The sequence below is a fragment of the Vibrio sp. TRT 1302 genome, assembly GCF_050113875.1.
In the GTDB taxonomy this organism is placed as follows: domain Bacteria; phylum Pseudomonadota; class Gammaproteobacteria; order Enterobacterales; family Vibrionaceae; genus Vibrio.
Genome location: NZ_JBNJOF010000003.1, coordinates 89848 through 110606, shown reverse-complemented (window position 1 = coordinate 110606; position 20759 = coordinate 89848). Strand labels below are relative to the sequence as shown.

Annotated in this window: 18 protein-coding genes, 1 pseudogene and 1 riboswitch; of the genes and pseudogenes, 9 read left to right on the top strand and 10 right to left on the bottom strand. The window is 45.4% G+C overall.

All coding sequences use genetic code 11. From position 1 onward, the window contains the following. Positions 1-37: 37 nt before the first annotated feature. Positions 38-319: a DUF134 domain-containing protein gene (locus ACQEXP_RS05595; RefSeq protein WP_426968704.1), complete on the top strand. Its 282-nt coding sequence runs from the start codon at positions 38-40 to the stop codon at positions 317-319. A 7-nt stretch (positions 320-326) separates the two neighbouring features. Here ACQEXP_RS05595 and nqrM read toward each other — a convergent pair whose 3' ends face one another. From nqrM to ACQEXP_RS05580, 3 genes are all read right to left on the bottom strand, one after another. Further along, positions 327-521, bottom strand: a complete 195-nt coding sequence (nqrM, locus tag ACQEXP_RS05590; RefSeq protein WP_426969051.1) for a (Na+)-NQR maturation NqrM — start codon at positions 519-521, stop codon at positions 327-329. Positions 522-526: 5 nt separating this feature from the next. Further along, positions 527-1003, bottom strand: a complete 477-nt coding sequence (locus ACQEXP_RS05585; protein WP_426968702.1) for a NifB/NifX family molybdenum-iron cluster-binding protein — start codon at positions 1001-1003, stop codon at positions 527-529. Positions 1004-1249: 246 nt separating this feature from the next. After that, positions 1250-1459: a cold-shock protein gene (locus ACQEXP_RS05580; RefSeq protein WP_038204438.1), complete on the bottom strand. Its 210-nt coding sequence runs from the start codon at positions 1457-1459 to the stop codon at positions 1250-1252. A 48-nt stretch (positions 1460-1507) separates the two neighbouring features. On the opposite strand from ACQEXP_RS05580, the gene ACQEXP_RS05575 reads away from it, so the two are divergent. Both ACQEXP_RS05575 and ACQEXP_RS05570 read left to right on the top strand, forming a co-directional pair. After that, on the top strand, positions 1508-1630 hold the full coding sequence (locus ACQEXP_RS05575) for a hypothetical protein (protein ID WP_269375047.1): 123 nt from the start codon (positions 1508-1510) through the stop codon (positions 1628-1630). Between the two features lie 209 nt (positions 1631-1839). Next, a complete protein-coding gene (locus ACQEXP_RS05570; protein WP_426968700.1) occupies positions 1840-2049 on the top strand; it encodes an alternative ribosome-rescue factor A in 210 nt (69 codons plus the stop codon). A gap of 42 nt (positions 2050-2091) precedes the next feature. Here the strand turns inward: ACQEXP_RS05570 and ACQEXP_RS05565 are convergent, their stop codons facing one another. Then, the gene (locus ACQEXP_RS05565; protein ID WP_426968699.1) at positions 2092-3255 is read right to left on the bottom strand and encodes a threonine/serine exporter family protein; all 1164 of its coding nucleotides are present in this window, start codon (positions 3253-3255) and stop codon (positions 2092-2094) included. A 474-nt stretch (positions 3256-3729) separates the two neighbouring features. Here ACQEXP_RS05565 and ACQEXP_RS05560 point away from each other — a divergent pair, with 474 nt between their 5' ends. Continuing rightward, complete coding sequence (locus tag ACQEXP_RS05560; protein ID WP_269375044.1) at positions 3730-4086, top strand: NADH:ubiquinone oxidoreductase; 357 nt, start codon at positions 3730-3732, stop codon at positions 4084-4086. A gap of 192 nt (positions 4087-4278) precedes the next feature. Continuing rightward, complete coding sequence (locus ACQEXP_RS05555; protein WP_426968697.1) at positions 4279-5445, top strand: serine hydrolase; 1167 nt, start codon at positions 4279-4281, stop codon at positions 5443-5445. Positions 5446-5501: 56 nt separating this feature from the next. On the opposite strand, the gene gbpA is transcribed toward ACQEXP_RS05555, so the two are convergent. After that, a complete protein-coding gene (gene gbpA, locus ACQEXP_RS05550; protein ID WP_426969050.1) occupies positions 5502-6965 on the bottom strand; it encodes an N-acetylglucosamine-binding protein GbpA in 1464 nt (487 codons plus the stop codon). A gap of 72 nt (positions 6966-7037) precedes the next feature. Continuing rightward, positions 7038-7125: riboswitch (cyclic di-GMP riboswitch) on the bottom strand. Positions 7126-7447: 322 nt separating this feature from the next. On the opposite strand from gbpA, the gene ACQEXP_RS05545 reads away from it, so the two are divergent. The 4 genes from ACQEXP_RS05545 (at position 7448) to ACQEXP_RS05530 (ending at position 10615) form a co-directional block, all read left to right on the top strand. Further along, positions 7448-7804: an XRE family transcriptional regulator gene (locus tag ACQEXP_RS05545; protein WP_269375042.1), complete on the top strand. Its 357-nt coding sequence runs from the start codon at positions 7448-7450 to the stop codon at positions 7802-7804. A gap of 71 nt (positions 7805-7875) precedes the next feature. Next, positions 7876-8097: a DUF3820 family protein gene (locus ACQEXP_RS05540; RefSeq protein ID WP_138970523.1), complete on the top strand. Its 222-nt coding sequence runs from the start codon at positions 7876-7878 to the stop codon at positions 8095-8097. 266 nt (positions 8098-8363) lie between these two features. Further along, on the top strand, positions 8364-9908 hold the full coding sequence (locus ACQEXP_RS05535; protein ID WP_426968695.1) for a cryptochrome/photolyase family protein: 1545 nt from the start codon (positions 8364-8366) through the stop codon (positions 9906-9908). Next, positions 9908-10615: an SDR family oxidoreductase gene (locus tag ACQEXP_RS05530; RefSeq protein WP_426968693.1), complete on the top strand. Its 708-nt coding sequence runs from the start codon at positions 9908-9910 to the stop codon at positions 10613-10615. The genes ACQEXP_RS05535 and ACQEXP_RS05530 overlap by 1 nt, the downstream gene beginning before the upstream one ends. A 37-nt stretch (positions 10616-10652) precedes the next feature. On the opposite strand, the gene ACQEXP_RS05525 is transcribed toward ACQEXP_RS05530, so the two are convergent. From ACQEXP_RS05525 to ACQEXP_RS05505, 5 genes and pseudogenes are all read right to left on the bottom strand, one after another. Then, complete coding sequence (locus tag ACQEXP_RS05525; protein WP_426968691.1) at positions 10653-10790, bottom strand: DUF2256 domain-containing protein; 138 nt, start codon at positions 10788-10790, stop codon at positions 10653-10655. Positions 10791-11042: 252 nt separating this feature from the next. Continuing rightward, positions 11043-11813: a hypothetical protein gene (locus tag ACQEXP_RS05520; protein ID WP_426968690.1), complete on the bottom strand. Its 771-nt coding sequence runs from the start codon at positions 11811-11813 to the stop codon at positions 11043-11045. 115 nt (positions 11814-11928) lie between these two features. Then, a pseudogene (locus tag ACQEXP_RS05515) lies at positions 11929-12372 on the bottom strand (IS5 family transposase); the annotation flags it as partial. Positions 12373-12447: 75 nt separating this feature from the next. Continuing rightward, on the bottom strand, positions 12448-12798 hold the full coding sequence (locus tag ACQEXP_RS05510) for a hypothetical protein (protein ID WP_426968688.1): 351 nt from the start codon (positions 12796-12798) through the stop codon (positions 12448-12450). After that, the gene (locus ACQEXP_RS05505) at positions 12791-20749 is read right to left on the bottom strand and encodes a hemagglutinin repeat-containing protein (RefSeq protein WP_426968686.1); all 7959 of its coding nucleotides are present in this window, start codon (positions 20747-20749) and stop codon (positions 12791-12793) included. The genes ACQEXP_RS05510 and ACQEXP_RS05505 overlap by 8 nt, the downstream gene beginning before the upstream one ends. Positions 20750-20759: the final 10 nt, after the last annotated feature.

Genomic DNA, 20759 nt, shown 5'->3' with positions numbered 1-20759 from the left:
AGCAACATTGAGCCCAGAAAACGTAAAGGGGAACAAAGTGGCGAGGCCAAAAATAAAGCGAAACATATGTGGCAGAGCAAGTTACGAATGCTTTAAACCCAATGGGGTAGCGCTTTCTCAGCTCGAAAAAATCGAGTTATTTGAGGATGAGCTCGAAGCGTTGCGTCTAGCTGATTTGGATGGTCTAAGCCAATTGGAAGCGGCAACGCTCATGAAAGTATCAAGACAAACTTTTGCCAATATTGTTAAGCGTGCACGTAGCAAAGTCGCGCAGAGCTTAGTGCATGGACATGCGTTGATATTGGCTAGTGAACAATAGCCCCTACTTAGTTCGGCTCCTCAATTTGGTATAATTTGCGCGAATGTTGATCGCAGATTTCTACGCAGTTGCATTCTCTTTCTATCTCTATAGTGGCAAGACCGCCACAACTCCCCTGTATCGCATGGCGTTTTAATACGACTCCTATCGCCATCATGCCAACCACAATTATAAAAACAGCAAAGCTAATCAAATAGGTCACAGCGACTACTCGGCGTGAGTGGTGCATTTAAACACCTTAGCAAGATGGCTCACAGCCTTAGGTGACAACTTGTTGACCCTCGCATGTTGGTTCGCTGATATAGAGTGAGTAGGGCAATCTCCTGAGCAGGTTGCGTTGTGCTTTTTGGCTGAAGGGCGCGCAAAATTAATGTCGGTAATGGGCTTCAACACGTTGGTATCAAACCGTTCAAGGTCGAACTGGCGCGGTGCAGCTAGCACACTGACATTCATTTTAAATAGAGTGTTAAGCATATTGGTTCCAATAGAGCGAACGATGACCGCGTCGATATGGTTCTCCTGTACAACACTTTGCCAATATTTTTTACGCTCACAACACGCTGAAGAAGGGGGTAAATCAAGCACGCACTTGGTTTGTTCCTTGCTATCCCAAAGCATGATCTGAGGGGCTTTAGAGAAGTGATTGTGAACAGACGCTCCGTGGTAGGGGATGGCGAATAACATAGTGAACTCCTTATCTTGTGACAGAGACACTATAGTATTGGTTTCTGGCATATGCCAATAACCAATAATGAGAAATTAAGATCCACTGAGTGGTGTTGTGAGGAAGAATTGATGTCTCTCAAGCAGGGCGAGAGAGGAGGCTCGTTAGAGAGTCTCGCGATAGGGACGTTAAATGGAATGGGCATATTTCGGGTATAAAAATAGCCAGCTTGAAGCTGGCTATCGAAAAACTGTGGTACTTAACAATTAAAGTACTTTGATGTTCTCAGCTTGAGGACCTTTTTGGCCTTGAGATACTACGAACTCAACTTTTTGGCCTTCTACTAGAGTACGGAAACCGTCGCCAGTGATTGCAGAGAAGTGTGCAAAAACGTCTGGACCGTTTTCTTGTTGAATGAAACCGAAACCTTTAGTTTCGTTGAACCATTTAACTGTACCAGTAACAGTGTTAGACATAATGTATATCCTTGATAAATCTTGTAAAAGCCATACGGCACCGATAGCGTGGAAAAGGAGATTGCTAATGCGTACGACGTTACGGTAGATATTCATACATCCAACGAAACGGCGAAAGTAAACAAGAACCGTTTTCTAGCTGGCATCCAGTCTAAAGAGAAGTGCAACTAAGTCAATAAAAATCAGGGGATTTGCACACCATAAATAGGGGTTTTCATTGGAAAATTTGCGCTAGGTATAATTTCGAAAATAATACTGATTAGCGCATAAATAGTGTAACATTCGAACGCTTGGTTGATTGTTCTACTTAACGATAAAAATGTGAGTAGAAACAGCGCAGAAACCAGCTGTATGTAAACTATCATTCAGAGGAATGGATTATGAAAAAGTTGAGTGACTCAAGCCATGAGTTCACGAATCTCGACGCAGAATTAGAGGTCGGTCGAGGTCAGATAAAAGATAACGCTCTTAAAGCCGTGGTGACCAGTAAGCTGTTTCGAGCAAGAGTAGAAAAAGCGAAAAAAGGCAAAGGAAGTTTCAGACGAAACATGAAACACAAGGGGAAAGAGCCCTATTCAAAAGCCGCTTAGTTAGCGACGTTTGAATAGGGCTTTTTACTGAATCAATGGATGTTAGCGTTCAATTCTTGGCGAATAAATCGAGTAAGCGGTGACTTGCCCTGCGACGATAGCAGAGAACTTAAACAAGGCTGAGAGTCCGATACTAGGGATCGGTAAAATTGATTGCTCAAATACTGATTGGCTTGCACTGATCAGCACTCGGCTACCCGGTACCAAAATAATGATGCCTTGAACAATATAGATAGACCCAGTCAGGTCCATTTTTTTTGCAACCCAAGTGCCATATAGAGTGATTAAGACGGTTGTTACCCAAGTGCCGACGACCCACCCACTGTCAAAACCAAGATAAAATGGTCCCCACATGCCCAATGCAGCAACGGGTAAACCTAATAAAATATCGGTAGGACGCGCATTAAAGATGATGCTCAGTGAAATGGAAATCAGAAATAGTCCAAAGATGTGCATCCAGAATGGCACTTCGTTGACGTATTTTATGCTTTCCGCTTGCCCCCATATCGCCTCGCCAATATTTAGCCCCATAACGATGCCGACAAACAGCTTTATTAGGGTCAATGCACTCTGACCAAGTAAACTGGTACCAGATACTAAATCATTGAATGCAAGGCACTCTAGCGAGTTCGCAATCGATAAGCCGGGCACGAATAGAACTATTGCAGCAATACATAGAGCCCAGATAGGGATTGCAAAGCCAGTGCTGGCGAAGAAAGCAACCAGAATCCCCGTGAGCAAAGCGGCAATAAACTCTACGGCGATGGAGCGACGAGCTTTGCACACCTGCTGAGTTAGCCAAACTACAAACCCCAAAAATACGGAGAACACTATCGCTTCCATGGTACTGCCCACTAGCATCAGGTAGGCTGGCGGAATAGCCATATTGGCCAATGCGATGACCCATTTAGGGTATCCGACAGGTTCAGGAACCGGTTCGCTGCTGGGTTGATTGATGCGGATAATGGTATTAGCCAACAGACTTAGATTAATTGATGCGGGCTGGTGGCGTTTCATTACAACAGCATTGTTGTCTTCAGGAAACTGATAGTTAACGGTCGTCGGCGTCGCTTGAATCATCAGATCTACGCCGTGTTTACGTGCATAAAATTGAGTGTACTTTTCAAGTTTGTACGGTGCGCAGCCGCTGCGATGAAGAGTGTCACCTATCTCAACAATTTTATCAATTCGGTACTGGGAAGGCATGGTGTGTGTGACCTAAAAATGGGTTGCGCAAAGGTATCAGACCCCAAGTTGTGATTCGAGCTGGAAAACTGGGAACAGTGGTTAAGCTCACACTTAAATTGGCCTTTATTTTTCTTTGCAATCCGTCTATTTGTGCAATCTTAAGTTTTGCCTTGAGAAAGACCTGCTTTGTGGCTGGCATTTGCTGTGTTTAGTCACAATTTTTAAGGAATTTTATAGATAAATAAATGTTATTGAAATGTGACGCCCATAAGTTGGCTTTTCTTAAATATGGGGTTAACCCTTTCTTTCTCTAAGGCTAACGAAATCAGTATTGTAACCAGATGTTAACATTTGTTCGTTGATTGTTTTTTGAACAAGTTTTGCAACAAATTACTGCTTGATATTGCTGAGCTAAATGATGAAAATATGCGCAAAATGAGATTTCAAAAATGAAAGGAAGCTTTTTCCCAGTTTTAAAAAGCGAGGCAAAACATGAAACTATTCATACTCTTTATGATTTCAATTACTGCAGGCGTAGCATCAGCAGATCACTTACATTCATTTTTGCTCGGCCTTTACATTTCGACCATGGCTGTAGGTAGCTGCTATTGGTTTGCGTTTAGAAGCAGTCGTTTTCCACAGTTAGCGTTACTTCTTCTTATCTGTGGCCTATTTTCAAAGATTGCAATCACAGTTGCAGGTGTTAGTTGGGGTATGTCACAAGAGCTTATTAGCTCGCCATTTGTGTTTGCGCTTTCATACCTATTCTTCTCGATTGCAGCGACATACTTGTGGTTCTCTCACCGTGAACGCATGATGAACAAACAAGCCGCGATGAAGCTGGCTTAAGTTAAAAGTGAACAAATTGAAAACCAGCGGTTAATACCGCTGGTTTTTTTTATTTCTCGCGAGGGTTGATTCTGCGTTAATTGCGAAAAACATGACTCAATAGTAACGATTGGTTTCAAAGCGGCTGAAACTGTTGGGCGGTTGTCTATACTGAACCCGACCATGTTTAACTAAAGTGAGACGTCGCATATCATGACTTTGCGTTTAATAAAATCGACAGCACTTCTTCCGACACTTCTTTTCTCATTCGGAGCGTATTCTGCCCCGACAATTATCCCTGATCCTCCTGCGTTAGGAGCGAAAGGCTATATTCTGATTGATTACAACACTGGTACCGTTCTAGTGGAAAAAAACGCCGATCAGAAGCTTAATCCTGCGAGTTTGACGAAATTGATGACGGCTTACGTTGCGGGGCAAGAAGTAAAAAGCGGTAATATTTCTTTGAATGATCAGGTAAAAATCAGTGCTAAGGCATGGGCGAAAAATTTTCCTGACTCTTCGAAAATGTTTATCGAAGTGGGAACAAACGTTGAATTGATGGATCTTTATCGTGGCTTGATCGTTCAGTCGGGTAATGATGCTAGCGTAGCGATTGCGGAGCATGTGGCTGGTAGTGAAGACGCGTTTGTGAGCTTGATGAACAGTTGGTCACAAAAGTTAGGGCTAGATAACACCGCCTTTACCAATCCACATGGACTGGATAGCAAAGGGCTTTATTCTACGCCACGCGATATCGCACTTCTTAGCCAAGCGATCATTCGAGATCTTCCCGATATCTATCCGTTATACAGTGAAACAGCCTTTACCTATAACGGGATTACGCAGTACAACCGAAATGGATTATTGAGAGATCGCAGCCTCAATGTTGACGGAATGAAAACCGGCTACACCAGTGGAGCAGGCTACAGTTTGGCAACGTCAGCGACCAACGGTGAAATGCGCTTAGTCTCTGTAGTTATGGGCTCTACCAGCACTAAAAGTCGAGAGTCAGAAAGTAAACAGTTACTCTCATATGGATTCCGTTTCTTCGATACCGTTTCACCAACCAAACTGAGTGACACATTAGCCGAAGCTAAGGTATGGATGGGACGTCAGGACTCTGTACCTGTGGGGGTATCTGAACAGGTAATGATTACCTTGCCTAAAGGAGACGCTAGTAAGCTCAAGGCCGAAATCGAGTACAAAGGTGAGCTAGAAGCACCTATTCGAAAAGGCGACGCGGTAGGAGAGGTGATCTACAGTGTTGAAGGTACACAAGTGGCGAGCGCTACTCTAATCGCTCAACAAGATGTGGAAGAGGGTGGCTTGTTCAAGAAGTTGCTAGACTGGGTTAAACGATTGGTTCTAGGATGGTTCTAAAACCCTGAATTGAAAAAGTAGCAAAGCGGATGCCATGGCATCCGCTTTTTTAACGGTTAGTTTAGCTTGTCCCAAGCCGAAGCCCAGTGTGAGCCTACTGCTGGTTCATAGTGGTTTGCAGAAGGCGACCACTGAACACAGTAACCTGAATATGGGAAAGGTTTACACTGGTAAATGCCGCCATCAACAGCAAGTACTTTTGTACCAGCAGTGTAGTTCTCCATGCCTTGAGGGAAGACATAGTCATAATCATCCGATGGCGGTGGTGTTGCCTCTTCAATTAGTTGAAAATCAAGCGTATTCTGGTCAACGACACTGCCTTGCTGGTCTTTTATCACGACCACTAGCATATGATGTCCGGCTTCAGACTTTGACAGCGTTAGAGTCGTGTTGCTCAGTTCTCCGTCAGCCAGTGGCGCAGTGTAGGATGCCAGAGGTTCACGGTGATGATTGAACACAGTTAGCTCTGCATTAAGGTCGCCAGTTGCTTCAAGTGTTAGGTTGATTTGTGTTGCGGTATCACCAATCAGGTATTCCTCTTCCAGCCCTGTAACATCTAAGCGATAATCAGGCTCTGGTGCTTCAAGTTTATAGCCGATCTCAACGCTATTTAAGCCGGAACCTGCTTTGATATATACAGGGTTTGTTCCATAGACAGGAGTAAACTCACCTCGATCATTCAACTGACCAGCTCGAATTTGGCTTTGCTCTTGATTGATCTTAGACGCTAACGCGTAAGACCAGTTATTCGCCTGACCTTGTTCAGCGGTTTCGATGACTAACTCAGTACTGTAAGAGGCATTTTCACCGTTTTGATCAAATACGCGGGTGTAGACACTATCGCCAATATTTAGGTTAAGTCCTGGGTTGATTTGGCCTGACTGACTCCAGTCTGGAACTTCGGGTGCGTCACCATCAAATTGAACGTCTATTACGTTGTAGAATGACGCAGCAGTATCACCTACGTCCCAAACCGCTAGGATAACCTGGTATCCCTCACGTGTTGGTACGTTACATTGGTGGCTGACACGTTTTGGAGGTTGAACCATTCCACCATCAACCACACAGAAGGGTGTTAAATCGAACGAATTGCGAGCGAGTGGCTGATTTGGATTCCATCCCTGTTTGGTGATGTAATATTTCCAATCTTTAGTCACATGATTTGCGGTAAACGTCCATTCAAAGTTTTGAGTTCCAGAACTAATCGGACGTTTTACCCAGCGGTTGGCTGTCTGTTCGTCTAAAGCTGCCGCTAGGGTTGTGGCTGCGCTGGCAATTTTGCCATCGCTTGGACCCGCTTCAGGGAAGCCATCTGGGCCCTCGACACTCTGTGGTTCATATTGAATCGCCCCACAGTTGCTGTTTTTCTCATTCGTATCACTGGTTGGGAACTTACACAGTGCGACACGACCTGCGGCTACGCCATTTTCGTACGCCGAAACGTAGCCATGACCATAGCTAACGCCGCTAACGCTAAGTAAAGCGAGGGCAATTAGAGATTTGTTTGGGAGTTTGTGCATCATTTGTCCTTTTTTTATGACTGACAGTTAAGATGACACTCCGGCACGCGAAAACACTTGGTGACTAGACCAAGCGGCAGCCCCGCTATCATAGACATTAAAAGTCGACAGACCGGTGGCTTTGCGTCCTAACCTTTCGGATAGTTTGCCTGAAGTGCTATTTGAGCGGGAAGAATGTAGCCAAAGGAATCCGTAAAATCCAAGGCAGAGAATGAATATGGAATTGCATTCTCGATTTGAATAAATTGTTTATAAATTTACTTGCGAATTATGTGGTTATTACTCCGTTAACGCATTTATATCAAGGTGTTAACGTTGATTATTGATATATTTAGTGAATGTATTTGCTTGATTTCTATACGCGGAACTTCGCTCGCTTTTGAGTTCGCAACAGAACCTTTGACTTGCGCTAACTCCACGCTGACAACTCTATGTATGAAAAGGCTGACAATTAATCCAATAGAGTTATATAAGGAGCCAACATGGAATTCACAGATAGAGACCGAGATGCGCTTTATCAAGTTTGGATGTCTCAGAAATCTAAAATGCGTCTTACGCAAATGGAGTTTGCAAAAAAGTTAGGTATGAACCAGCTGACTTTTTCTCAGGTGCTGAGAGGGGAAACACCCTTGACCATGTCGTTTATTAGCCATTTTTGCCGCTTGTTACGAATCGAACCTCAAAACGTTGTGCCCTCATTGAAAGAAGACAATCAGAACGGCCCCAAAGTGGTCTACCTACAAAGCCGTATGAGCGTTGATGGTGAAATACAAAATGCCTATATTGAAGGCAATCAAGTGGTTGTTGAGTACGCCCATACTGTACATCCTAACGTTTAATTAAGGCACTGCTATCCGAGTTAAATAATCGGTGTTACCCTACGGCTCAAATACATTGTTTATTCAGTCTTATGCTAGAAAAAGAAAACTTGATTAAACTTGCACGTATGCAAATGCCTTTTGGAAAGTACGCAGGCCGAGTATTAATTGACTTGCCTGAAGAATATTTGCTTTGGTTTGCCAACAAGAAGCAGTTTCCGGAAGGGGAGCTAGGCGAGCTTATGCAGTTGTGTTTAGCGCTGAAGATTGAAGGCCTCGACAGTGTGGTTAAACCGCTGAAAAGACCTCAATAGAATATTGAATGAAACCAAGCCCTACACCTAACATGTGTGGGGCTTTTTTATCTCTGCCGGGCTTATATGGGTTTCCCATAATCCCTATGGTCTTTCCCCGTCATCGTTGCGGCCTGTATCGGCATCTGCGCATCACATGATCTCAATTATCCACGTTGCGTATTAACAACCACGAGTCGTAATTTTCGAGAGAATCTTTTGATAGCACCCATTTATTCTTCCTTACACCAAGCGAATCGACTTATCACCGCTGTGGAGAAACCATAATGCGTTTTGAAACCGTAAGATTGATCTTGGGCGATCAGCTCAACTGCCTGCACTCTTGGTTTGATGAGCCGGATGACCGAGTTCTCTATCTGATTGCTGAACTAAAACAAGAAAACAGCTATGTGACACATCATATTCAGAAGGTGTGCGCTTTTTTCTCTGCTATGGATCTGTTTGCTAAAGAGCGCCAAAGCGAAGGTCATCAAGTGGTGCATCTGACCTTAGATGACACGCAGTCGTTCGACGACTTAGATCAACTGCTACAGCATTATGTGGCTGAAGTTGGGGCGAGCAAGTTTGAGTATCAACGCCCTGACGAATACCGGTTGTTGCAGCAGCTAGCCAATCTAAAGCTTAAAGATGTGGTGATACGCTGTGTGGATACGGAGCACTTTTTACTCCCTTTTGAAGAGATTGAAGCTCAGTTTCCACTGGGTAAACACGTGATGATGGAACACTTCTATCGTTGTATGCGCAAGCGATTCGATATATTGATGCAAGACGGCAAACCAGCGGGTGGTCAGTGGAACTATGACGCAAACAATCGCAACAAACTCAAAGCGCAGGACATTGATGAGTTACCTCAACCTTTAATGTTTAGCACTAATGTCTGCGAGATTAACCACCGCCTAATCCGACATAAGATATCAACAATCGGTCGCCTTAACGGAGATCTACTGTGGCCAATCAATCGAGCACAGAGCTTGTCATTGCTCGCTCACTTTTGCCAAGTTTGTTTGCCATTGTTTGGTCGATTCCAAGATGCGATGACAGATAAGCACCAAGCAAAATGGAGCCTATACCACAGCAGACTCTCTTTTTCTCTTAACTGCAAGCTCATAAATCCCCGAGAAGTGATAGAGGCAGCACTTAAAGCATTTCAATCAAACTCAAATATCGACCTTTCACAGGTCGAAGGTTTTGTTCGCCAAATTTTAGGCTGGCGCGAATATATCCGTGGTGTCTATTGGGCTAACATGTCCAAATATTCGAACAACAACGAACTTGGTGCCAAGAGAACACTACCAGAGTTCTTTTGGACCGCTAACACAAAGATGGCCTGTATGCGCAATGCGATAGGGCAGTCGCTCGACTATGCCTATGCCCATCACATTCAGCGTTTGATGGTGACGGGCAACTTCTGCCTGTTGACCGAAATCGACCCCGACCAGGTCGATGAGTGGTACCTCGGTATTTATGTCGATGCGATCGAGTGGGTCGAAATGCCCAATACACGAGGTATGGCGTTGTTTGCTGATGGTGGGATTGTCGGTACCAAGCCTTATGCGGCCAGCGGTTCGTATATCAATAAAATGAGTGATTACTGCAAAGACTGTCATTACGACAACAAAACTCGCAGCGGTGAAGGTTCTTGCCCATTTAATAGCCTTTACTGGCGTTTTATGAATAAACACCAAAAGCGCTTGGCCACCAATCCACGTATCGCAATGATTTATCGCTCTTGGGATAATATGGATGAACAGCAGCGTCAGGCGATACTCGATACCGCGGAGCTTTACATCACCCACATGGAGAGCTTGTAATGGATGTGGTGATTGTCGGCGCAAATGGTGGTATCGGTTTAGCGTTAACCCAAGAGGTGGTCGATCGTTTCCCTAACGCGAGAGTTCATGCGACCTACCACAAGCAAGCGCCAAACTGGCAACATCACAAGGTGATTTGGTATCAAACCGATGTGACTCAAGAAGAACAGGTGAGGGCACTGAGTGACCAAATAGAGCATGTTGACTGGTTGATCAACTGTGTCGGTATTTTACATACTCAAAACAAAGGCCCAGAGAAGAATCTTAATGCTCTGGATGCGGACTTTTTTCAGCACGTGATCACAATCAACACCCTACCCACTGTGCTGTTAGCGAAATATTTCACTCCTTTGCTCAAGCGCAGTCTCGCGCCTAAATTTGCCACGATTTCAGCTAAAGTAGGCAGCATTAGTGACAACCATTTGGGGGGATGGTACAGCTACCGAACATCGAAAGCAGCATTGAACATGTTTCTTAAAACCCTGTCGATTGAATGGCAACGGAGTGTCAAGCATGGCGCTGTACTCGCGCTTCACCCCGGAACCACCGACACGCCCTTATCGGCGCCTTTTCAAGCTAATGTCCGGCCAGGAAAATTGTTCACCCCACAGCGAGTGGCTAGGGACTTGGTGGGTTTAATAGAACAAGCCACACCTGAAGACAGTGGCGTATTTTGGGCCTACGATGGCAGCGTGCTGCCCTGGTAGTGCAACAGACTGGTGAGTGACACAGGTTGACGGTTGGTTATTTTTTGCTTCTTCGACATCGCTCAGAGCAATAGAGGATCTGATCCCATTGACGGGCCCATTTCTTTCGCCAGGAAAACGGCCGCTGACACTCTGGGCAAATTTTTATCGGAAGATTGGATTTGAAGCCTTTCATCGTTTGATAGATCTTGTGGTAGATGACTCTTATACGCGAAGAATCTGGTAAGAGAGTAAAGGCAGGGGCTTAAAAGTACGCCCCTAAGTACCCAAATGAAGGTACTGTAATGGTTTAACAATATATTCCCGTGGCTGATACGGTTGGAGTTTGCCGTTTCTGGTGGCGAGAGAGGGGTCTGTGGGTGTGGTTCGGGGAAGTGGACGCCACTCGGGTGAGTGGCGTTTACCTGTCGTACCAACCAAATTTTTACTACTTAGTATCTTCAGCACGCCAAATAAACGAATCTTCCGGATCTAAATCAAACGACTTGTTATAGAACATTAATCCTTCCGCTTCCATACGCTCTACATCGAGGTTTTTGATTTTAATGCTTTCAACAATCTGACTAACAGCATCTTTCAAGTAGCGTTCATTTTCCATTTTTTGTTCATCACTAGAGCTCGCATAAAAATTGATGGAATACCTGATAGATATCTTTCGTTTTCCATCATTCTCGCTAATAGTCCTATCATAATAACCACAGTCTATATGGGTCGTTTTACTTCCTGTAGGTGCATAGCTACCTCCGATACCTTGTAAATAAGAGTTCGCCATGCAATGTATCCCGTTAATATAAGTGGTCCATTTTTCAAAGAACGTAATACCCTGAATTTTGCTCCTCTTCAAAAAATCAGGCTTAGTAAAACGACGCCCATAGTTTTCATCAAAATCACTATTTAAATAGTAGTTATCTTCTGAAGAGATATAGTTGTCAGTACTAATTCTCAGGGTCATAATACTTGGGTTGACATTTGATAACCCTATCCATTGTACTGCTCTGTTTTCGCTGCTCTTCCCACCATGCAAAACTCTCCAGTCTCTAGTTTTATATAAGTACCAGTCTTGTTTTGGCGGATTAAAGACGATATAAGGGTTTTCGATAACATCAGCATCGGTTAAATAAAAATACTTCCCTCCGGAGCAACCTGAAACAAAGATAATTATTAAAAGAAAAGTCGTTGGATTTGTTAATTTTTTCATGGTTGATTTGGTCCGTATACCTCAGTGAATAAATTCGTCAGTTTGTGTTGCCATTTCTATGGGCTTTGTTTCGTAATTCAGACGAGAAACCAAACCACCTAAAGTTGAGTAACTTTTATACAATGCACTGCGTTTCATGCATACCAAGCCCTGTAAGTTTGTTCAGTGCTTTGATCATGGCGTAAGTCTCGCCAACCTGAGCATTGTAATTTCTTAGGCTCAATTTCCCACCTAGTAGTTGTTTTACTCTGTACATCGTTGTCTCTGATAGCGAGCGCTTGTGATAGCCATACCGCTTTTTCCATTTCTTGTTGGAGCCTTAGAGCTTCTGACAACCTACTGCTAAATTGCGAGGGTGTCCTTGCTCCCAGAAGACCACCCCTTCTCGTGGTGGGATAAGCGGAACAGCTCGCTTGAACCATATAGCATCATGGCAATTCCTTGTGTCATAAGCGCCATCACCTGATATCTCAATGATTTTACTCCGTGTTTGCTTGAGTAAATTGGGGAGCACTTCGGCATCGGTTACGTTAGATAAACTCAGCCCTGCTGCGACGATTGATGGGGGTAGCCGATCAGATCGTAGAGTATTGATTTAGTTCCATCGAATTACGCAATAAAGCCGAACCTCTAATTAATCTGGAGAAGAATATGTACGCAATGGTATTTTTTTTCCGTTTAAGTACACTTCTTCTACATCTGTAAACCAGCCATTTATTGATCTGTAAAATATAAGTATATCGGATTCAGGAGTGAACCGTTTTATAGCATCCCGGCATAACTCGTCTTTTACCCCAAAATAATATGTTCTCTTACTTGTATCTTTTGTTGCTATTAATTTGATCGACAATTCTGACTTACCAGTCTCAACACAAGATGAACTACTAACTTTCCCTAAAAATTTCCCATCTTTTTTAAAAACCTCAATAATAGAGAAGAGTGTTACAACTAAGATACATAATAACAAATACCTTCTATTACTCATCTTGACCACCCTGATTCCAAATCTTTCTTATATTACTTTCCATTGTTTCAATGTATACTTCAGCGCTTCCAATTTCCGATGATTTATTTAAACTTTCAATAATAGCATCAATTTTATTCTTAGCCTTAGGCATTTTATGAATATCTTTAATCCCATACCCTCCTAATAATAGATCTGTCATAGTCTTCTTGGCACTCGGTTTTATATAGTCAGGGATTAAATCCATCATCGCATTTTGAATAGGGTCATTCCCCACATTGTTCTGCTCGAGATCTTTAGTTAATACTTCACCTAAATCACTAGTTGCGATACCTGATCCTGCACATCCAGCAAGATTTCCACCTACGCAGCTCACTCCTCCGAGAGCAATGGAAAAATAGTTAACAATAGCTTCTTTGGATTTGGCGTTTTCATTAATTATTTCCTCTGCAGCATTATAATCTTTCAATGACTCTTGCTGAACTCCGCTAGCTACAATATTCTCAACATGTGGAATATTCATGTAATCTATTTCTCCAGATTTAAGCTCCGTTTCTTTCTTAGTAAAGCCGTCACTATTACCTGTAACTAACGCTGAGTCATTCCCAATATGAGAGTTAGTATTGCCTTTATTAACCTTGCCTAGACCACTGTTCTCCAGTGCAAACTCATAGTTACCTTCGGCATAACCTCCAATCAGCTCAGCGTAGTTTTCTCCTTGTTCTCCTTTATCTCCGATGATGCCTTGCTTCTCTAGTCCGTGAGTGACTTCATGAGCCAGAGTGTTCATATAGTCTTGAGCATTTTTCATCGATGCATCATTGAGAACAATGTTGCTGCCTTTGTCGCCCATATAGTGAGCACCGCCAATCGATTTATTAACTGCGATAACCAAGGCACTTTCGATAGAGATACCGAACAGTTCGGAGTAAGCAGCCGCGTAATCATTAATCGCATCTTGCTTCTGTTGAGCGGTAGCATTTTCAAGGTTATTGATATTGACCGCTGCATCACCCTTCTTCTGAGCAATAAGCAGTTGTACATCCAGTTCCTTCTGCACTACATCCATATGCTCGAAGGTATCAGCCAACTTAACGGAGTCTTCAAGCGCTACATCAGCTAATGACTGACCAGCTAAATGTGTCCGCTTAACATCCTCTTTTATCTGCGCCCTTCCCTCTTCGGTCAGCAGACGGTGATCTACAGTAACATCAAAATCCCCTTGCTTACGGTCAACTGTGAACAGGTCCTTTTCTGTATGTTCGGTGTCGCGATTTAGAGCTGTGAGGTCATCGGAAGCCTCAGGATCAGAAAGGGTCAGCGTGCCTTGGCCGATGGTTGCCAGCATCTTACCCTTGTCGTAACTTGAGGTATTGGTGTACTGGTACGAGCTCGAGTTGAACTTGCTGTCGTCTTCGCTGGTGTTGTTCGGAGTAGCTTGAGCGGATTCCGCACCTGACTCAGTCGGTTGTTTAATGCCGTAACCTGCATTGACTCCCAAACTTTGATTTTGGCTATAACGGGTGTTAGACAAGTCAGCATAGGTTAACGAATCGGTGGTGAGGTTGAGCTTACCGCTGTCGTTACCTTGTTCATCAACAGTGGCGATAAGCGCGCCTGTCACATCGGTGTTACCGCCGACGGTGATGTTGGCGTCGCCGCCCGAGGTCAGGCTAGTGAGGACGGTTTGCTTACTGTTCGTGCGGCCGTTTGACGCGTTAATGCCTCCGTTTATCCCTGTCAGCTCGCCTGCGCCATCTGTGCTGGCTAAGGCACCCAGGGGTAGGGTGCCTGTCCCGTCTGATGTTTGGCCTCCCGTTAAAGAGACACCGCCACTGATACCTGCGCCTTGATTGTTTGAGGTGTAGCGGTCTTGAACTGAGGCTATATTCAAATCTCCCCCGATATTGGCCTCAAGTGAGTTCTCAGCGGTGACCGTTGCCCCCTTGATGTTGGTGTCTTGGTTAGACGTCAACGAGATGGTATCACCACTCAATAGAGTATTGTTGTGGGTGGTTGACGCCGAAGTGCTTTGATTACGGTTATAGCTCGCGTTGACGTTGATACCAGTTGACGCACCAAAAACGGTCATCTGCGCATTGATTTGACCGGATTCCATTTCAGACTTGGTGTTCAGCGTGTCTTGTGATGCGGTTAGATTAATTTCGTTAGCAGCAAGGGATAGGGCATCATTGGCGGCAATCTGCGAACCTTGGATGTTGAGTTGGTCACCCTCGTTATTACCAGCGTTGATAACAATGTTCTGTCCACTGAGGCTTGAACCATTGGACGTGGTTCGCTGAGACGTTGAGCTATTCTTACTGGCTGCAATATCGAGCTGTAGGCCAGCATTAAAGCCAAAGCAGTATGCGCACGAGCTAACACTGGTGGCAAGTGCAGCGGTCTGCTGGGTAAGACCGGTGGTTTTGGACACCACATCTTCCGTAGCGAGGGCCACACCAGCAATATACCAAGCTTCATCACTCTCGACTTGAGCAATAAGGTCGCGAAGCTCTTCGATGTCTGCAAAGGTGACCCCCGGCTTCTTATCTGCGTATTCTTGCTCTAGTGTACCGAGTGTTGACTCAAGAGACTCCAAGCCCTTTTTGTACTGCTTGTAATCTTGTTCCGCTTGCTTGAGTTTCTGGGTCGATACTTTGAGTGCCTGGACGGCTTTGGCTACCTCCACGGCCTGGTTTTGCACCACTAGACTCGCCTCGGCCTTACCACTTATCTCTTCGCGTTGTTCAGTTAGCGTATCGACCGTTTCAACAATATTGATGTCTTGATTGGCGGAGAGCAGAATATCACCAGACTGGTTCTGGTCGCGGTCGGCAGTCAGGGTCGAACCTTCGACCAAAATGGACGACTCAGCGTCTAGTGAGACGCTGTCATTCGCCGAGATAGCGCTGCCTTTATGAGTGAGGGCATCGGTTTGCTGCTTGACCTTATCGTAGTTAGCCTCGCCAAGAGCGATATTCAGTCGGCCATCTTCCACTTTGACCTTGCCGAAGTCGTCACCAAAGCCAACAGATATGGTCTCTTCACTGGTGAACGCCTGCGTAGTTTCTTTAGCGGCGAGGATTTCTATATCGCCTGTGTCGGCGGTTAACTCGACATTTTGCTGCGCACTCAGCTCAGAGCCAATCACCTTAATCGAGCCCGCATTGACGGTTAAGTGACCGGCAGACTGAATGACACTCGACTGGGCGGTTGAGCTTTGCTGACCCTCACGTTTTTTCTCCATCTCAAACAGGTTACCGCCACTTAGGAACTTGGTTTTCTCATCCCACTCTTGGCTCTGTTTGAGCACTTCCCCAGCAGCAATAAGAACCTCATTGACCGCTTCAAGGTTAACGTTGCCATCACTGGTAACTTCACTGGCAATCACACCAATATCTTTGCCTGCGATAACCGTGGTGTTGCCTGAGTTAATCAGGTAGCTGCTGTTGAGCAGCGTAGCGTTATCAAGGCTGCCTTTGTTACTGCCACTTAACCCAGCAAAGCCTTTTTTCATGGTTTCATGGCGCTCGAACTCTCGATAGGTTTGCGCAGCCATGGTCACATCGCCATCCGCAGACAGTGCGACTTCGCCTCTTGCATTGAGTGAAGAACCAATGATGTTGATGTCACTGTCACCTCCTGCTGTAATGGCAGAGGCTAAGTTTTGCGCTTTAACCGTGATATCCCCACCTGCGGTGATAGCACTGCCGTTAACTTGTTCACGATAGGTCTCATTGGTGGTTATTTGACTTCGTCCAAACGACTTCGCTGTATCGGTCTTATCGTAGTGGTACTGGCTGTCGCTGACGGCAAGAATATTGACGTCGCCTTTCGCTTCGATAGACACTGACTGCGCAGCGGTAATGGTGCTGCCTGATAGGGTCGCACCATTGTTGGCTTTGATGGTGACGTTATTACCCGTCAGTGTTGAGCGCTGATGTTGTTCACTGCGATTGATGCTGGTGTAATTGGTTAGATTGGTGCTGTCTGACTGTTTATTCAGCGCCGTCTCAATGGTGACATTATTGCCAGCTTCGAGACTTAATGTTTGTTGTGATGCTAATTGGCTGGCCGAGACAGTGATATCGTTGCTCGCATTAAGGCTTACGTTACCACCTGCGGTAATTGCACTGCCGTTAACTTGTTCACGATAGGTCTCATTGGTGGTTATTTGACTTCGTCCAAACGACTTCGCTGTATCGGTCTTATCGTAGTGGTACTGGCTGTCGCTGACGGCAAGAATATTGACGTCGCCTTTCGCTTCGATAGACACTGACTGCGCAGCGGTAATGGTGCTGCCTGATAGGGTCGCACCATTGTTGGCTTTGATGGTGACGTTATTACCCGTCAGTGTTGAGCGCTGATGTTGTTCACTGCGATTGATGCTGGTGTAATTGGTTAGATTGGTGCTGTCTGACTGTTTATTCAGCGCCGTCTCAATGGTGACATTATTGCCAGCTTCGAGACTTAATGTTTGTTGTGATGCTAATTTACTGGCCGAGACAGTGATATCGTTGCCCGCATTAAGGCTTACGTTACCACCTGCCGTAATGCTTGAGCCTATTTGTGACGTAGAGGCTTCTCCGCCAAATGAACCACTCGCATTTAGCGTATTTTCTTTAGAGCTGACGATGATGTTTTGGCCAGCGGTTAAATTCATCTCTCCTTGACTCGTGATGTCTGCGGCCAGATCCTTAATGTTGTTACCTGCACTGAGGGCTAGGTTGCCTGCGGCACTGATTGAGGCGGTTTTGCCCAGAGTGGTTGAAGTCGAGCTGCTGCTACCCAGCGTGCTGGTCAGCGTTGTTGCGAGCGTTTCATTGACAATGTCGCCATGGGTCGCCGTTAGCGAGACATTGCTGCCCTGAATCTCGCCACTGAGGTTGATGATGTCTTGCTTTGCGAGCAATGAAAGGTCTGCGTTGCTGGTAATTGACCCACCAAGGTTGCGGATGCTGTTGGTGCTGGTCAGATTGAGCGAAGAGTCTGCGTTGATGCTTGCGCTATTGGTAATGTTGTCGGCACTGACAGCGACATCTGTCGCAGCGATAAGGGCACCTTGGTTTAGGTTGTCTAATGTGGCTTGAGCCAAATAGAGTTTTGGTGCCAGTACGGTTTGACCGTTAACGAGCACTTCCTCATACCACAAGATATCTTGAGTCAGACGGGCTATCTGGTCATCGGAAAGGGCGGTGCCCGCTGAAAGATTTAGGGCATTTTTTTGCGTAGCGGCAGCATCAATAAGCTGTTGCATTTGGTCTAGTTGACTGCCAATTGACTGGTTGAGATAGCGTAAACCCGTTTGCTCGAAAATTGCCTGACTGATGATTTTCGAGTCATAGAAGGCATCCCCTAAGAACTTGACGTCCTTTTGCGGATTGAAACCGACCCGCGTCATAAAGTAGTCGGAACCGAGAAACTGCCCCATATTGGTCAGCAGTGGGTTAGTCTCAATGAGGTATTTGCCTTTGGGATTGGGCTGATAGATGAACAAACCATGGTTGTTCTTTGGCAGAGGGTAGGTCAGTGTTGCTGCGCTTTGTTGCTGGGTAGCTTGTGGCGTCAATCCCATAATTTGGCTGCTATTTCCTTCACTCATCTCCGAGTTATTGATCAGAGAGTTGGCATCAATGGTTAATTTTCCGCCAGCAGCAATGGTGGATTGATGGGTTTCTTCATTCAGGGTTTGGGTCTGAGTATTTAAGCGAACATAGTCAAACTGGCGAATGGGATCGCCTTCAGTGCTGTAATGCTTATAGAGCGAATAATCCCGGTAGCGACCGGTTGTGTATCCCTGATTGACAAGCGACTCAGTCGTAATGTTGAGGTCTTGTCCCGCATGAATCAAACCTAACTCATTGGTGATTTGCTCTGAGACTAAGGTAATGTTGCCGTCCGCGGTTATCTGGGAGGGCGCACTATTTGTCAGGGTACTATTCGTCGTTCGTGTGAGTAGGGTTACTTCTGTGTCTTGAGATATTTTCCAGTGTTCACAATTACTACCGAACACGTTGCAGTTCCGGTCTTCAGTTCTAGTTTCAGGTGTGTACGACGAACCCCACCCAACAGAAAAGCCTTCAACAGAGCCAAAGCTGTAATCACCATTGGTGGTTTCGCTATTGAAATTGACCGTGGTGGGTTTGTTAAGAATCGTCGATGCATAGATGGCAAGAGATTGATTGGCATGGATAGTACCAGAGGCGTTGTTAACGCTTTGCGCAAGTTCGTTTCCTTGGCGACCACGGATCTGGATATCGCCACCGGAGAGGATTTCGCCTTGCTGATTGAGTAATGTGCCCTGAATTCGAAAATCCAGAGAATCTGCCGCGTACACCCAGCCGTAATTCGTCATGTCACTATCAACATTGATTTGTTGAGCACGAGAGGACGTCATGCCGCCAGTATTTGTCAGTGTCTCTGTTGTCACCGTTAACGCTTCGTTAGCGTGAAGTTCACCTTGAACCTGAGTGTCATTCGCGGTGAGATTGACATGTTTGCCGAGCAGAGTGCCTTGGATATTCGCCGCCCCATTAACGGTGACGTCGATTTGGTTGTTTGCCACGGTATCGCCAATAAGATCCAATTGCCCAGCGGTAAACTCAACATTGTTTGTTGCTTCCAAGCGAGCGTCTTGAGTGAGGGTGAATAACTGGTCTGAAACTATCTGTGCGTTGTCTGTCTGTAGCCTTGTATCAATGGTTAACTGAGGGCTTTGGATGATGACATTTGATGCGGTAATCAGCCCATCTTCCGCTAACGTTGTGTTGTCGCCTTGTATCGAGAGGGTATCTCGGGCGTATACTTGCCCATGATTGTTTAAAGAAGACAGATCAGTCATGGTGATTGATGTCGCAGAGAGTTCACTCTGCTCATCAACCATGATGTCATTGACTGCCGTGTTTATCTGCTCCGCTTCAATAACCGCATCGGTTAACAGTACATTGTCGGCATAGACCGATAGGGCCTCGTCAACGACTATCTGCGACTGCTGAACTTGAATGTTTTGCGCCGTTAGCGACATCGCTTTTTGCGCGGTTTGCGCGTCGACTAAGGTCAAATCCTGTTGTGAATTGAGGATCAAGTTGTTAGCACTGTTGGCGTTACCCAGAACAATATCCCCATTGGCCGTTATCAATAGGTCGCCAGTATTTGAAACCAGATTCCCAACGTTAACGCCAACCCCTTGTTCTGTCGCGACGAGAGAAATACGTCCGGCGTACATGCCACCTAACGAGGAGGAATCAATCGCCAAAGCAGGCGCATTGCTCGATGGGGGAACGCTAGAAGCAGTCGCTTGATTGGTTTGATAGCTGACATGGTTTTTGCCTGTCACGATAGCTAAATCGTTCGCGTGAATGTTGGCGTTAATCTCTGCTGTGCGGCTGATTATATCGAAGTAGGTTTGTTGGGTTGCATCCAGACCAAGGCCTTCGATCGTCACACTGCCGTCGGCGACGTTAAATCCACTCACCAGTCCATTTTGAATATCGGGTTGTCCGGTTGATAACGTCACTCTTGGGGTATTAATAAAACCACAGCCATCACAGGTAATACCGTAAGGGTTGGCTAGGATGACATTGGCTTGCTGTCCAACGATTTCGGTGTAGCCTTCAAGCTGGCTGCGATTGGCCCCTGTGACTTCATTTAAAATTACGTCGGCAGCACGGCCTTTGAGATTGGGGTTATTTTGCAGTAACCCACCAAGCTGAGATTGACTGAGTTGTTGGGTCGAGTTATTGAGAATTAGCCCTTGAGAGTCAACATCGAACTTTTGGTATTTGTTATGAGATAGCCCTTTGTTGTTCGGGGTGGCGATATTCACAACCTCAACGCCGTTGCCAGCTTGTGTTTTGCTGGTATTCGCTGAGTTGCCATCAATCACCACATTGGCAAGTGCAGGTTGAACCGTCAAAACCGCGCACAGTGAATAGGTGAGCCAAGTGCTCATATTGCTGATTTGCTTATTCATTTTTGCTTAC

Bases quoted from the DNA above. Each gene is read 5' to 3' on its own strand.
- ACQEXP_RS05585 (WP_426968702.1), bottom strand. From the start codon at position 1,003: ATGTTATTCGCCATCCCCTACCACGGAGCGTCTGTTCACAATCACTTC.
- ACQEXP_RS05580 (WP_038204438.1), bottom strand. From the start codon at position 1,459: ATGTCTAACACTGTTACTGGTACAGTTAAATGGTTCAACGAAACTAAA.
- ACQEXP_RS05570 (WP_426968700.1), top strand. From the start codon at position 1,840: ATGAAAAAGTTGAGTGACTCAAGCCATGAGTTCACGAATCTCGACGCA.
- ACQEXP_RS05565 (WP_426968699.1), bottom strand. From the start codon at position 3,255: ATGCCTTCCCAGTACCGAATTGATAAAATTGTTGAGATAGGTGACACT.
- ACQEXP_RS05560 (WP_269375044.1), top strand. From the start codon at position 3,730: ATGAAACTATTCATACTCTTTATGATTTCAATTACTGCAGGCGTAGCA.
- ACQEXP_RS05555 (WP_426968697.1), top strand. From the start codon at position 4,279: ATGACTTTGCGTTTAATAAAATCGACAGCACTTCTTCCGACACTTCTT.
- gbpA (WP_426969050.1), bottom strand. From the start codon at position 6,965: ATGCACAAACTCCCAAACAAATCTCTAATTGCCCTCGCTTTACTTAGC.
- ACQEXP_RS05545 (WP_269375042.1), top strand. From the start codon at position 7,448: ATGGAATTCACAGATAGAGACCGAGATGCGCTTTATCAAGTTTGGATG.
- ACQEXP_RS05540 (WP_138970523.1), top strand. From the start codon at position 7,876: ATGCTAGAAAAAGAAAACTTGATTAAACTTGCACGTATGCAAATGCCT.
- ACQEXP_RS05535 (WP_426968695.1), top strand. From the start codon at position 8,364: ATGCGTTTTGAAACCGTAAGATTGATCTTGGGCGATCAGCTCAACTGC.
- ACQEXP_RS05530 (WP_426968693.1), top strand. From the start codon at position 9,908: ATGGATGTGGTGATTGTCGGCGCAAATGGTGGTATCGGTTTAGCGTTA.
- ACQEXP_RS05525 (WP_426968691.1), bottom strand. From the start codon at position 10,790: ATGAAAGGCTTCAAATCCAATCTTCCGATAAAAATTTGCCCAGAGTGT.
- ACQEXP_RS05520 (WP_426968690.1), bottom strand. From the start codon at position 11,813: ATGAAAAAATTAACAAATCCAACGACTTTTCTTTTAATAATTATCTTT.
- ACQEXP_RS05510 (WP_426968688.1), bottom strand. From the start codon at position 12,798: ATGAGTAATAGAAGGTATTTGTTATTATGTATCTTAGTTGTAACACTC.
- ACQEXP_RS05505 (WP_426968686.1), bottom strand. From the start codon at position 20,749: ATGAATAAGCAAATCAGCAATATGAGCACTTGGCTCACCTATTCACTG.